Raw genomic sequence first — 12,500 nt, 5'->3', positions numbered from 1 at the left:
GCCTTGCCGCAATTGTTGCGCTTGATGAGGGAAATCATCTCGGGCGCGGCGGCGGCCTCGTCCACCAACCGCCCCACCCGCAGCGCCGCCTGAAGGCCAAGGGTGATCTCGGTCTGCATATCCGCCAGCTTCTTCTGGAACAGCTGCGTCTGCGCGAGCGGTCGCCCAAACTGCTTGCGGTCCAGCCCATACTGCCGTGCCGCGTGCCAGCTGAACTCCGCCGCGCCCATCACACCCCAGGCGATGCCATAGCGCGCGCGGTTGAGGCAGCCGAACGGCCCCTTCAGACCCTGCACATTCGGCAGCAAAGCGTCTTCGCCCACCTCGACACCGTCCATCACGATCTCGCCCGTCACGGATGCCCGCAGCGACTGCTTGCCCGCGATCTTGGGCGCAGACAGCCCCGCCATGCCCTTTTCCAGCACGAAGCCCCGGATCTTGCCGCCATGCGCCTCGGATTTCGCCCAGACCACGAAGACATCTGCGATCGGCGCGTTGGAAATCCACATCTTGGAGCCCGTCAGGCGATACCCGGCGTCGGTCTTCTCCGCCCGCGTCTTCATGCCCGCCGGATCCGACCCCGCATCGGGTTCCGTCAGGCCGAAACAGCCGATGAGGTCACCGGAGCACAGCCCCGGCAGGTATTTCTGGCGCTGCTCTTCCGAGCCGTAGGCGTAGATCGGGTAGATCACGAGGCTGGATTGCACCGACATCATCGACCGATAGCCGGAATCCACCCGCTCGATCTCCCGCGCGATCAGGCCATAGGTGACATAGTTCGCGCCAAGCCCGCCATATTCCTCGGGCAGCGTCGCGCCAAGAAGCCCCGCCTGCCCCATCAGCGGAAACAGCTCCGGCGCAACGGTTTCCTCGGCATAGGCCTTGATCACGCGGGGCTGCAATTCGGACTGGGCGAACTCCCGCGCCGCGTCGCGCAGCATGCGTTCGTCTTCGGTCAGCTGGGTTTCCAGCATCAGCGCGTCGTCCCACTGGAAGCTCGACAGGTCGGGGCGGTCTTTGGCTTTCAAGGTCATCTCGGATCTCCTCAGGTCAGGGCGGCCACGGCGCGGGCGATCCGGCTCAGGCCTTCGGTCAGGTCATCGGTGGAATAGGCATAGGACAGGCGGAAATGGCCCGGCAGCCCGAAGGCGCGGCCCGGCACGAGGGCCACCGCCACTTCAGACAGGATGTAGTCACAGACATCCGCATCGGTTTCCAGAAGCTCGCCCGAGGGACGGCGCTTGCCGATCAGCCCCGTGCAGGAGGGGAAGACGTAGAACGCCCCGCCGGGTTCGGGGCAGTCGATGCCGGGGATCGCGTTCAGGGCCGATACCACCATGTCCCGCCGCGCGCGGAAGGCGGCGCAGCGCTCTGCCAGCAGGTCCTGCGGCCCGGTCAATGCGGCCAGCGCAGCGGCCTGCGAGATGGAGGACGCGCCCGAGGTGGACGTGCCCTGCACCGCCACCATTGCCTTGATCAGCGGCACCGGCCCGATCCCCCAGCCAAGCCGCCAGCCGGTCATTGCGTAAGCCTTGGAGGCGCCATTGACCACCAGCGTGCGCGCGGCAAGGTCCGGCGCGGCATTGCGGAAGGAGGTGAAGGGGTCGAAGGCGATATGTTCGTAGATCTCGTCGGCAATGACCCAGACATGCGGGTTCGCGCGCAGCACCTCGGCCAGCGCCTCCAGATCGGCCTTGGAATAGAGCGCCCCGGACGGGTTGCCGGGGTTGTTGAGCAGAAGCCACCGCGTCTTGGGCGTGATCGCGGCATCCAAAGCGTCCGCCGTCAGTTTGAAACCCGTTTCCGCCCCGCATTTCGGCGCGACAAGCTCCGCCTCGCAGACGGTCAGGATATCGGCATAGCTCGTCCAGTAGGGCGCGGGCAGGATCACCTCTTCGCCCGGATCAAGCGTGGCAAGGAACGCGTTGGCGATGACCTGCTTTGCACCCGTGGAGACGATCACCTGCCCCGGATCGGCGGCGAACCCGGCGCTGTCCGCAATCGCCTTGCGCAGCGCGGGCGTGCCTTGCGTCGGCGGATAGGTCGTTTCGCCGTTCAGCGCCGCCTGATGCGCAGCCTCGATCACAGGACCCGGCGTCGGGAAATCCGGCTCCCCGGTACCAAAGGTCAGCACGTCGCGCCCCTCGGCGCGCAGCGCCCGCGCAGCTTCGGAAATGCGCACGATCTCGGACAGGGCGAGGTTGCTGGCGCGGCGGGAACGGCGGAAATCAGTCATCACAGGGAACCTTTTTGACGATTGCGCATGGGATAGCGCAGGCAGATGACACAATCCATCGACAATCCGGCAGACAATCATTACAAAACGGAATGACTTTTCCCCGACGCTTCCTTCCCCCGCTGCCCTGGCTCTCGGCGTTTGAGGCCGTGGCCCGGCTTGGATCCGTCACCGAAGCGGCGGCCGAGCTTGACCTCTCGCAAGGCGCGGTCAGCCGACAGGTGCAAAAGCTTGAGGATCGGCTCGGGCAACGGCTCTTCACCCGCGACCGCCAGCGACTGATCCTGACCCCGGCGGGCGCGACCTACGCCAAGGAATTGCGCGGCGCGCTTGCCACCATCGCCAGCGCGACCCTTTCGCTCAGCTCGAACCCGCATGGGGGCCTGCTCAACCTCGCGATTCTGCCCGCCTTCGGCACCTATTGGCTGGCCCCGCGCCTGCCCCGCTTCATGGCCGCCCATCCCGGCGTGACGGTAAACCTCGCCACCCGCACGCATCCGTTCGACTTCGCGCGCGAAGATTTCCACGCCGCGATTCATTTCGGCCAGCGCGACTGGCCCGGCGCGGGGTTTCTGAAGCTGATGGAGGAGGAAAACATGGCCGTGGCCGCGCCCGCGCTGCTGGCGGGCCGCAAGGTAGAGGCCCCGTCGGATGTCGCCCCCCTGCCCCGGCTTCAGATCGAAAGCCGCAAGGGCGCGTGGCGGCGCTGGTTCATGGCGCATGGCCTGGGAACAGAAGACCGGATCGCGGTGCAGTTCGACCAGTTCGCCACGATGATCGAGGCCGCCAAACAGGGATTGGGCGCGGCGCTCGTGCCCCGGTTTCTGGTCGAGGCGGATCTGGCCAGCGGCGTGCTTCAGGCGCTGCCCCAGTCCGAGGCTGGTCGATTTGGCGCCTACTACCTGGTCTGGCCCGAGGCCGGCGCGGACTACCCGCCGCTCGTTTCATTGCGCGACTGGCTGGCCGAGGAGATCGCACCCGGCTGAACGGGGCGCGGGGAAGATCCTTCGAAGGATCTTTTCACGGCTGTTCGAACAGCCGTCCCCCGCCCGGAACCCGCGTTTGGTCTGTACGGGGGGTGTACGGGGGGTGTACAGGGGGTGTACGCATGGCACCCCCTGTTTTCAGCCGGTTTTCCGAGCGGTCAGCACATAGCACAGCGGCAGTTGCGCGGGGCGGTTCTCATACCGCTCATAGGCCACCTCCCGGTTGCAATGCGGATGCTCTTCCAACCGCTCGATCCGCAGCCCCGCCCCTGCCACGGCGCTGATCACCTGCCCCATTGAATGCGCGAACCAGTAGCTGACGGGCGGCTCCCCCGCAGGCGTGCTGCCGTCATAGGTGATGCTTTCCGCCGCCACATCAGGGCCATCCGGGAAATAGCTGATCGTGGGCGTGAATGGGTCCGCGGCATCGGGATCATACATTTCCAGAAACGGGTGGGTTTCGTAGATCACCAACGCCCCGCCCGGCGCGATCAACCCCGCCACCGCGTTGAAAAACCGCGACAAATCTGGCATCCAGTTGAGAACGCCAATGGTGATGAGCGCGCGGTCAAACTGCCCTACCCCATCGGGAAGATCATGGATATCAGCGCAGAGGAACGCCACCTCACGCCCCGAGATCGCAGCCAGATCCCGCGCCTGATCGAGAAAGGCCTGCGACTGGTCGATCCCCAGCACCCGGCCCGCGCCGAGCGCCCTCAGCGACAGGCATTCGCGGCCATTGTTGCAGCCGATCTGAACGCAGGATTTCCCTTCCACACCAACGGCTTGCAGGGCCTCCGTCGCGGTCGCGTCAAAACAGAAAAAGCCGGGGTCGGCAAAGCCCGCCACCAACCGCTGCCATTCCGCATTGCCCCGGTGATGCCGCGCCGAGTGGTCCCATGCCGCGCGGTTCGCGGCAATGGCCTCCGCGTCGCTCATGACCTTGCCGACAGCAGATACTCGCGCACGATCCGCGCCAGATCGGATCGCGTCACGTCCCTGCCCATGGTGCCCTGCGCCACATCCACCTCTTCAGATTTCAGCACCGTCCCCCGGCGGCTCTCCAGCAGAGCCTGCGTATAGGGTTTGCCGAACTCCGGATGGCCCTGCACGGTCAGCGCGAAACCGGGATACCACAGCGCCGCATGTTCGCAGAAATCGCTGCTGGCAATCGTTTCGGCCCCGTCGGGCGGGGTGAAGACCTGATCCTGATGATAGGCCTGAATCGCAATCTTTTCAGGGGCTTGTCCAAGCGCCTCGGGCCAGTCATGGGGGGTATAGTCATGTACGCCAAGGCCCCAACCCTTATCGGATTTCCCCACATCCCCGCCAAGCGCCTGCGCGATCACCTGATGGCCGAAGCAGATGCCCACCATGGGCACACCCGCATCGCGGCAGGCGCGGATGAAGGCCTCCAGCGGGGCGATCCAGGGATGCCCTTCGTAGACCCCGAAACGCGATCCGGTGATGACCCAGAGGTCAGCGGCGCGCGGGTCTTCGGGCAGCACCCCATCAAGCGCCGCAAAGCTGATGAACCGCGCCTCCGGCAGGTCCAGCCAGTCCTGCACCATCATCGGGTAATTGCCATGGTCCGGCGCCAGATGCTCGGGCGGGCGGCCGGTTTCCAGAATGCCGATCACGGGTTGTTTGCTCATCTCTTATCCCCGGTCCTGAAGGCCGTAAAACGTATAGGCGAAGGGCAGCACGGCGCGCCGCCAGCGGCCCAGTTCAAACCGTCTTGGCGCGGAACGCAAGGGGGCGGGTGTGGCGGGCCCCTCGCCCATGATCTGCGCGGCCAGAAGCCGCCCGGCATAGCTGCCCATGGCGACGCCATTGCCGTGGTAACACATGGCGGTCCAGGCGTTGTCCATCCCCTCGATTGGCCCCGCATAGGGCACCAGATCGCGCGCCAGCGCCAGCAGGCCCGACCAGAAATGCGGGGTCTCCACATGCCGCCATTTGGGGAAGATTCGATCGAAATCGGCGCGCGCGATGGCACGGGTCTGGGCATGGGCGCGGGGTGTTGTCTTCATCGCGCCGCGCAGGCCGAAAAGCATGCGCCTGTCCGGCATCAGGCGGAAATAATGCAGCAGGTGGCGGGTATCGTAACACATCTGGTGACTGGTCCAGCCCTGCGCGGTCAGTTCCTCTTCGCTTAGCGGACGGGTCACCAGCACGTTCGATTGCACCGGCAGATAGCGCCCCGCCAGCCAGCCGGGCAAATCGTCGGCGCTGTAGCCGTTGGTGGCCACGATCAGCGTTTTCGCCTTAACGCTGCCCCCTGGCGTGGTCAGCACGTGCCGCCCGTTTTCCGACCCGATGCGGGTCACAGGTGAGCCGCCGAAAATCCGCCCCCCGGCTTGGGTCACAGCGCCCGCCAGCCCAAGCACGTATTTCATCGGGTTGAGTGCGAAGCCGATGGGGGTGGTCAGCGCGCCGTGAAACTCGGGGCTGGCAAAGCCCCGCTCTGCCAGTGCCTCTCGCGGGATCAGCTCGCATTCCACTTGCTGCAAGCGGCGCATTTCTGCCGACAGATCGCGCAGCACCGCGATATCCTTGGGCCGGAAGGCCAGCAGGGTTTCGCCGTCGGAATGGGTGTCGGCCTCGATCCCGTGCCGGTCGAGCAGTGCCGCGACATGATCCACTGCCGCGCGTTCAGCGTGGTAGTAGGCCTGCGTGTCGGCCTCGCCAAACCGTTTCAGCAATTGCGACGGGCCAGCCTTGGCCCCACCCAGGCAGCAGAACCCGCCATTGCGCCCCGAGGCGCCCCATCCCGGCTGTTCGGCCTCCAGAACCACCACGTCGCGCCCCGCCTCGGCCAGCGCAAGCGCGGCATTGAGCCCGGTGAATCCCGCGCCGATGATGGCAATGTCCACCTCATGCGCAGCCTCAACGGGGGAATGCGCCGGCACGGCCTCGACCGTGGCGGGCCAGAAGCTGTGGGCGATTGGCTCTGGCCCGTAGGCCATCGGTTCATAGAGGCGGCGCATGGGGTCAGAGGCGGCTGAGATAGTAGCGATATTCCACGGGCGTGATCAGGCTGGTCAGGGTCTGCACCTCGTCATTTTTCACGGCGGTGTAGATGAAGCGGTATTCCTCCCCGAAGATCTCCGCCGCGTGGTCGGACTCCGCGAACCGTTCCACCGCGTCAAACCAGTCATGGCCCAGGGGATCGGCGGGCTCTGCCCCCGGTTCATCCAGAGACGGTGGCAGTTCGGGGTCGGTGTCGATGCCGTGCAGAATGCCCCCCAGGATCGCGGTCAGCACCAGATAGGGGTTCACATCGGCCCCGGCGATCCGATGCTCCAGCCGCGCGCCTTTGCCGCCAATCTCCGGCAGGCGCACCCCGGCGGACCTGTTGTCGAGCCCCCAATCGGGGCCGGAGGGTGCGAAGCTCATCCTCTGGAACCGGCGGTAAGAATTCATATGCGGCGCGAAGATCACCTGAAGATCGGCCATGGTGTCCAGCACGCCAGCCACCGCCTGTTTGAGAACCGGCGACGGGCCGCTCTGTCCGGGTTCGGGGGTGAAGATATTGTTGCCCTCATCATCGAGAACCGAGCAATGCACATGCATTCCGTTGCCCGGCGCATCGGCATAGGGTTTGGCCATGAAGGTGGCTTCCATCCCGTGCCGCGCCACGATCCCGCGCACCAGACGGCGAAAGAAAATCGCGGTCTCGGCGGCGCGCAGGACGTCGTCGGTATGGTGGAAATTCACCTCGAACTGGCCGGGGCCGTATTCGGCGATCAGCGTGTCGGTCTCCAGACCTTGCGTTTCGCAGGCGTTGAGAATCTCGGTCAGGATCGCCTCTTGCCGCGAGACAACCTCCAGATCGTAGTTCTGGGCCATGGGGGTGCGCGCAGGCGGTATGGGCGCGTCGTCGCCACGTTCGCGCGGGCGCAGGATGTAGAACTCCAGCTCGGTTGCGACAACCGGATGCCAGCCGCGCTCCTTGAAGCGCGCCAGCATGCTCTTGAGCAATTCGCGAGGGGAAATCGGGCTGGCCCCGCCCTCTGGCGTCAGCATTTCCACCTGAAGCTGCGCCACGTTGCCGGGCATCCACGGCACCGGGCACAACGTACCGGGCACGGGCACCAAAACCCCGTCAGGGTCCCCAACGACGATGCCAAGCCCGGTTGCCTCTACCTCATTGCCCATGATCGCGGGCGCGTAGGTGGAATAGGGCAATCGAACGGTGCCCGCCTCCAGCTTGCCGATGGCGTCGCCCGGCAGCCATTTGCCGCGCAACACCGCGTTGATATCGCACAGCATCAGCTCGATGCGCTCGGGCCGCCCGTGCGCTGCGCAATAGGCCTCGTATTCCTGGTTCATTGCTGTGCCTGTTCCGCCATTTGTTCGTCGCGCTGCTGCTGCACGATCCGGCGTTTGCTGACCAGCGAGGCAGAGATCACCCCGATGGTCACGATGAGGATGAGGATCGTCGACAGCGCGTTGATTTCCGGGCTGACGCCAAGGCGCACCGACGAGAAGATCTTGATCGGCAGCGTGGTGGCCGACGGTCCGGCGGTGAAGGACGCGATCACCAGATCGTCCAGCGACAGGGTGAAGGCCAAGAGCCAACCGGCGATGACGGCAGGGGCAATCAGCGGCAGGGTCACGGATCTGAACGCATCGAAGGGCGTGCAGCCCAGATCGAGCGCCGCTTCCTCCACCGACCGGTCAAAGCTGACCAGACGCGAGGACACCACGACCGACACGTAGCACATCGAAAAGGTCGTATGCGCGAGGATGATGGTGAAGATGCCACGATCCAACCCGATCGAGATGAACAGCAGCAGCAGCGACAGGCCGGTGATCACCTCTGGCATCACCAGCGGCGCATAGATCATGCCCGAAAACAGCGTCCGCCCCATGAACTTGCCGCCGCGCACCAGCACATAGGCCGCCATGGTGCCCAGGATCGTCGCGATGGTCGAGGACACGAAGGCCACCCGCAGCGTCACCCAGGCCGCGTCGAGGAAGGCCTGATCGCGAAAGAGCTCGCCATACCAATGGGTCGAGAACCCGGCCCAGACCGTCACCAGCCGGCTTTCGTTGAAGCTGTAGATCACCAGAATGATCATCGGGATGTAGAGGAAGGCGAAGCCCGCCGTCAGTGCGGTGGCGTTGAACCAGGAAAACCGTCTCATGCGTCGGCCTCCTGGTTCTTTTCCTGGTTCTTCTGGAACAGGATGATCGGGATCACGAGGATCAGCAGCAGGATGATCGCCACGGCGCTCGCCACCGGCCAATCCCGATTTGAGAAGAACTCCTCCCACAGCACCTTGCCGATCATCAGAGTGGACGACCCGCCAAGAAGCGAGGGGATCACGAATTCACCCAAGGCTGGGATGAAGACAAGGAAACTGCCCGCGATGATGCCGGAGCGTGACAGCGGCAGGGTGATGATCCAGAAGGCCGACAGGCGCGAACAGCCCAGATCCTCGGCCGCTTCCAGCAGGCTGTCATCCATGCGTTCCAGCGTCGCGTAGATGGGCAGGATCATGAACGGCAGGTAGGTGTAGACGATGCCGATATAGACCGCCGTGGGCGTGTTCATGATCTGAAGCGGGTCGGAAATGATGCCGGTCCACAGCAGCAGCTGGTTCAGATAGCCCTCGTTCGACAGAATGCCGATCCAGGCGTAGACGCGAATGAGAAAGCTGGTCCAGAACGGCAGGATCACCAGCATCATCAGCATCGGGCGCCATTCCGGGGCAGATTTCGCCATGCCATAGGCAATCGGATAGCCCACCAGAAGGGTCAGGAAGGTCGAGATCACGGCGATCTTCAGCGACGACAGATAGGCCCGCCAATAGAGATCGTCCTCGGTCAGGAAGACATAGTTTTCCCAGTCCAGCGCGGCAAAAAAGCCGCGGATGCCCTGCCAGCCTTCGGACAGGTCCAGCGTCGGCGTATAGGGTGGGATCGACACCGCGTAATCCGACAGCGAGATCTTGAAGATGATCCCGAAGGGCACGAGGAACAGCAGCAGAAGCCAGAGATAGGGAATCCCGATCAGGGTGCGGCGGGCGAGGTTCATGATGCCCCCCTACCTGGCCAGCACAAGGCCGGCGGTATCCGTCCAGGACAGCCAGACCTCGTCTTCCCAGGTGAAACTGCGCCGGGACAGACGGCGGTTATTGGCCGCCTGCGCCTTCATCATCGTGCCGTCGGGCAGCGCGACATGGTAGGTGGAGATATTGCCCAGATAGGCGATGTCATGGATGCGGCCCTGCACGACATTGTTCATGCCCTCGGGACGCTCGGCGCTGATCGCCACTTTCTCGGGCCGGATCACGAAGGTGGCATTGCCCGCTGACAGCCCCTCGCCCGCCGTGCCGATAATCTCGGGCTGGCCTTCCGCCCAGGACAGGGCGGCAAGGCCCTCGTCCTTCAGCGTGGCATTGCCGGTGATCAGGTTCACATCGCCGATGAAATCGGCCACATAGACGGAATTGGGCGTCTCGTAGATGCGGGCGGGCGTGTCGACCTGGATGACCTTGCCATTGTCCATCACCGCCACGCGGCTGGCCACTGTCATTGCCTCTTCCTGGTCATGGGTCACGATCACGAAGGTCGTACCGGTCTTTTCCTGGATATCCATCAGCTCGAACTGGGTCTGCTGGCGCAGCTTCGCGTCAAGCGCGCCGAGCGGTTCGTCGAGCAGCAAAAGCTTCGGCGCCTTGGCCAGCGACCGGGCCAGCGCCACGCGCTGCCGCTGACCGCCGGAAATCTGGTGCGGCTTGCGCTTGGCGAATTTCTCCAGCCGCGTCAGGCGCAGCATTTCCTTCACCCGTTCGGGGATCTCTTCCTTCCCCATCTTCGAGCGTTTCAGTCCAAAGGCGATATTGTCCCAGACCGTCAGATGCGGGAACAGCGCATAGGACTGGAACATCATGTTCACCTCGCGCCGGTTGGGCGGAATGCCCTTCATATCCTGCCCGCCGATGGTGATCGTGCCCTCTGTGGGCGTCTCGAACCCGGCCAGCATCCGCATCAGGGTGGTCTTGCCGCAACCCGATGGCCCGAGCAGCGCATAGAATTCCTTGCGGTAGATTTTGAGGTCGATGTTGTCGATCGCGGTGAAATCGCCGAAGCGCTTGGTGACCCCGTCAAAGCGGATCAGGGGCGTTTCATTCGGGTCCAGCCACGGGGCGAACTCGGCAGGTTTGGCGGCGGGTTTCATGATGGCTCCTTGGCCCGTACGGGGCATCACGCCCGGTGCAGTCACCGGGCGCGACGATTGTCTGGTTCAACGCGGGTCTCAGGTGCCCGATTTGATCCGGGTCCACATGCGGGTCACCAGACGCTGCACACGCGCGTCATAGGGCCGGGTCGTATAGGTTGCGGCCATGGTCACTTCATCCGGGTACACGGCCGTATCGTCGATCACCTCGGATACCAGAAATTCCTGGCTTGCGAGGTTGCCGTTCGCGAAGAACACGTAGTTCGAGGCGGCGGCCATGTTTTCGGCGTCCATGATGAAGTTGAGGAAGGCATGGGCGCCCGCCGGGTTCGGCGCGTCGACCGGGATCGCCATCATGTCGAACCACATCTGCGCACCTTCGACCGGGGCATGATACTCGATCACGACCCCATTGCCCGCCTCCTCTGCGCGCGCCCGCGCCTGCAACACATCGCCGGACCAGCCGATCGCAACGCAGATGTCACCATTGGCCAGCGCGTTGATGTATTCGGAACTGTGGAAGTTCTGCACATAGGGGCGCACGGCGGTCAGCACCGGCTCTGCCAGCGCGATGACATCGGGGTCGTGGCTGTCGGGATCTTCTCCGATATAGGTCAGGGCAGCGGGGATCATCTCGGTCGGTGCATCAAGGAAATACACGCCGCACTCTGCCAGACGTTCCATGTTCTCAGGGTTGAAGACCAGTTCCAGAGAGTTGACCGGAGCATCTTCGCCGAGGATCTCGCGCACCCGGCCCACATTCACGCCGAGCCCGGTGGTCCCCCACATATAGTTGATCGCGTGCTCATTCCCCGGATCGTACTGGGCGGTCCGGTCCATGATCACGTCCCACATGTTGCCGGCATTGGGCAACAGGTCGTAATCGAGCGGCTGGAACGCCCCCGCCTGGATCTGTCGCTGCAGGAACGTGCCGGTCGGCACCACAACATCATAGCCCGAGCCGCCCGCCAGCATCCGGGTTTCCAGAAGCTCGTTCGAGTCGAACACGTCATAGACGAGCTCATAGCCGGTCTCTTCCTCGAACTGCGCCAGAAGTGCCTCGTCGATATAGTCGGACCAGTTGTAGACCCGCACTTCTTCTGCCGCCGCCGAGAGCGCGATCATCGACCCCGCAGCCGCCAGCATGAGTACCCTGTTAGACATCCGAAATTCTCCCGTTGGATTGAGTGATTTCTTTTTTATTTGATCAAAAACCCGATTCGGCGCAAGAATTTTATGAGAATCACTCCCCAAACCCGCCAGATCGGGTAACCATGACCAGGATTTCATCATGAAAGGCCCGCGCCGTGACTGCAAGTGATCCGAAACTGCCTGAACATGAGGCGATCTACAAAAAGATCCGCAACATGATTCTGTTCGGCGAGGTTCTGCCGGGTCAGGGCGTCACGATTCTGGGGCTCAAGGATGCGGTCGGGGCGGGGGTTACGCCGGTGCGCGAGGCGATCCGCAGGCTCACGGCGGAGGGCGCGCTGGAGGCGCTTGGCAACCGGCGGGTCTGCGTGCCGGAGCTGTCCCCTCAGCGCATCGACGAAATCTATTACGCCCGCTTCGCGCTGGAACCGAAGATGGCGCAACTGGCCGCCGAACAGATCACCGACGAGGGCATCGCCCGGCTCGAAGCCCTTGATGCACAGGTGGATCAGGCCATCGCCACCGGCAATATCGAGGCTTACCTGGAAAGCAATTTCCGCTTTCACTTCGCGCTTTACGACATGGCGGGCACCCCCATCCTGCGCAAGATCGTCACATCGCTCTGGCTGCAATTCGGCCCCTCGCTGCGCGTGGTCAGCGGCCGGTTCGGCACCTCGAACCTGCCCGACATGCATTCCGAAACCATCGAGGCCCTGCACCGCCGAGACGCCGCCGCCGCCGCCCGCGCCATCGAACAGGACATCCAGCAGGGGCTCGACCTGATGACCCAGGCCCTGCGCGGCTGAACCCGAAATCCCCCCGGCACCCCCCGTGCACCGGGCGTACACCCCCTGAGGTATTTGGGCCAAGATGAAAAGGATTTGTTAAGGAAAGGAGCTTTTTTGGGCGGACCGGTCTGCACGGGGGGTGTACA

At 64.0% G+C, this 12,500-nt stretch carries 12 protein-coding genes (1 of these 12 running past the window's edge); 2 read left to right on the top strand and 10 right to left on the bottom strand.

Annotated elements, in window-relative coordinates; translation table 11 throughout:
- Together RBB16_RS19370 and RBB16_RS19365 are read right to left on the bottom strand one after the other, a co-directional pair.
- Positions 1 to 1,034: the 5' portion of an acyl-CoA dehydrogenase gene (locus tag RBB16_RS19370; protein ID WP_306047683.1), read on the bottom strand. Its footprint begins 175 nt before the window's first position; the window shows 1,034 of its 1,209 coding nt (coding positions 1-1,034); the start codon lies at positions 1,032 to 1,034; its stop codon lies beyond the left edge, outside the window.
- An 11-nt stretch (positions 1,035 to 1,045) separates the two neighbouring features.
- A complete protein-coding gene (locus RBB16_RS19365; RefSeq protein WP_306047682.1) occupies positions 1,046 to 2,236 on the bottom strand; it encodes a pyridoxal phosphate-dependent aminotransferase in 1,191 nt (396 codons plus the stop codon).
- 92 nt (positions 2,237 to 2,328) lie between these two features.
- Between RBB16_RS19365 and RBB16_RS19360 the strand changes: the two genes are divergently transcribed.
- A complete protein-coding gene (locus RBB16_RS19360; RefSeq protein WP_306047681.1) occupies positions 2,329 to 3,222 on the top strand; it encodes a LysR family transcriptional regulator in 894 nt (297 codons plus the stop codon).
- 138 nt (positions 3,223 to 3,360) lie between these two features.
- Here the strand turns inward: RBB16_RS19360 and RBB16_RS19355 are convergent, their stop codons facing one another.
- The 8 genes from RBB16_RS19355 to RBB16_RS19320 form a co-directional block, all read right to left on the bottom strand.
- Positions 3,361 to 4,161: a class I SAM-dependent methyltransferase gene (locus tag RBB16_RS19355; RefSeq protein WP_306047679.1), complete on the bottom strand. Its 801-nt coding sequence runs from the start codon at positions 4,159 to 4,161 to the stop codon at positions 3,361 to 3,363.
- A complete protein-coding gene (locus tag RBB16_RS19350) occupies positions 4,158 to 4,877 on the bottom strand; it encodes a type 1 glutamine amidotransferase (RefSeq protein ID WP_306047678.1) in 720 nt (239 codons plus the stop codon). Before RBB16_RS19350 ends, RBB16_RS19355 begins: the two co-directional genes overlap by 4 nt.
- Positions 4,878 to 4,880: 3 nt before the next feature.
- Positions 4,881 to 6,212, bottom strand: a complete 1,332-nt coding sequence (locus RBB16_RS19345) for an FAD-binding oxidoreductase (protein ID WP_306047677.1) — start codon at positions 6,210 to 6,212, stop codon at positions 4,881 to 4,883.
- 4 nt (positions 6,213 to 6,216) lie between these two features.
- On the bottom strand, positions 6,217 to 7,557 hold the full coding sequence (locus RBB16_RS19340) for a glutamine synthetase family protein (protein ID WP_306047676.1): 1,341 nt from the start codon (positions 7,555 to 7,557) through the stop codon (positions 6,217 to 6,219).
- Positions 7,554 to 8,375 (bottom strand): ABC transporter permease, encoded by an 822-nt coding sequence (locus RBB16_RS19335; protein ID WP_306047675.1) that lies wholly within the window; start codon positions 8,373 to 8,375, stop codon positions 7,554 to 7,556. The genes RBB16_RS19340 and RBB16_RS19335 overlap by 4 nt, the downstream gene beginning before the upstream one ends.
- Positions 8,372 to 9,268, bottom strand: a complete 897-nt coding sequence (locus tag RBB16_RS19330; RefSeq protein WP_306047674.1) for an ABC transporter permease subunit — start codon at positions 9,266 to 9,268, stop codon at positions 8,372 to 8,374. Before RBB16_RS19330 ends, RBB16_RS19335 begins: the two co-directional genes overlap by 4 nt.
- A 9-nt stretch (positions 9,269 to 9,277) precedes the next feature.
- The gene (locus tag RBB16_RS19325) at positions 9,278 to 10,414 is read right to left on the bottom strand and encodes an ABC transporter ATP-binding protein (protein ID WP_306047673.1); all 1,137 of its coding nucleotides are present in this window, start codon (positions 10,412 to 10,414) and stop codon (positions 9,278 to 9,280) included.
- A 78-nt stretch (positions 10,415 to 10,492) separates the two neighbouring features.
- A complete protein-coding gene (locus RBB16_RS19320; RefSeq protein WP_071690738.1) occupies positions 10,493 to 11,578 on the bottom strand; it encodes a polyamine ABC transporter substrate-binding protein in 1,086 nt (361 codons plus the stop codon).
- 143 nt (positions 11,579 to 11,721) lie between these two features.
- On the opposite strand from RBB16_RS19320, the gene RBB16_RS19315 reads away from it, so the two are divergent.
- Entirely contained in the window at positions 11,722 to 12,372 is a 651-nt protein-coding gene (locus RBB16_RS19315) for a GntR family transcriptional regulator (protein WP_306047672.1), read from the top strand.
- Positions 12,373 to 12,500 lie beyond the last annotated feature (128 nt).

The organism is Nioella sp. MMSF_3534 (assembly GCF_030732985.1).
Taxonomy (GTDB): Bacteria; Pseudomonadota; Alphaproteobacteria; order Rhodobacterales; family Rhodobacteraceae; genus Nioella.
The sequence above is the reverse complement of the archived record's forward strand: the minus strand, read 5'-3'. Positions and strand labels throughout refer to the sequence as shown.

What these genes read in the sequence shown, in the direction of transcription:
- RBB16_RS19365 (WP_306047682.1), bottom strand. Translation starts at nt 2,236, where the DNA reads ATGACTGATTTCCGCCGTTCCCGCCGCGCCAGCAACCTCGCCCTGTCC.
- RBB16_RS19360 (WP_306047681.1), top strand. Translation starts at nt 2,329, where the DNA reads ATGACTTTTCCCCGACGCTTCCTTCCCCCGCTGCCCTGGCTCTCGGCG.
- RBB16_RS19355 (WP_306047679.1), bottom strand. Translation starts at nt 4,161, where the DNA reads ATGAGCGACGCGGAGGCCATTGCCGCGAACCGCGCGGCATGGGACCAC.
- RBB16_RS19350 (WP_306047678.1), bottom strand. Translation starts at nt 4,877, where the DNA reads ATGAGCAAACAACCCGTGATCGGCATTCTGGAAACCGGCCGCCCGCCC.
- RBB16_RS19345 (WP_306047677.1), bottom strand. Translation starts at nt 6,212, where the DNA reads ATGCGCCGCCTCTATGAACCGATGGCCTACGGGCCAGAGCCAATCGCC.
- RBB16_RS19340 (WP_306047676.1), bottom strand. Translation starts at nt 7,557, where the DNA reads ATGAACCAGGAATACGAGGCCTATTGCGCAGCGCACGGGCGGCCCGAG.
- RBB16_RS19335 (WP_306047675.1), bottom strand. Translation starts at nt 8,375, where the DNA reads ATGAGACGGTTTTCCTGGTTCAACGCCACCGCACTGACGGCGGGCTTC.
- RBB16_RS19330 (WP_306047674.1), bottom strand. Translation starts at nt 9,268, where the DNA reads ATGAACCTCGCCCGCCGCACCCTGATCGGGATTCCCTATCTCTGGCTT.
- RBB16_RS19325 (WP_306047673.1), bottom strand. Translation starts at nt 10,414, where the DNA reads ATGAAACCCGCCGCCAAACCTGCCGAGTTCGCCCCGTGGCTGGACCCG.
- RBB16_RS19320 (WP_071690738.1), bottom strand. Translation starts at nt 11,578, where the DNA reads ATGTCTAACAGGGTACTCATGCTGGCGGCTGCGGGGTCGATGATCGCG.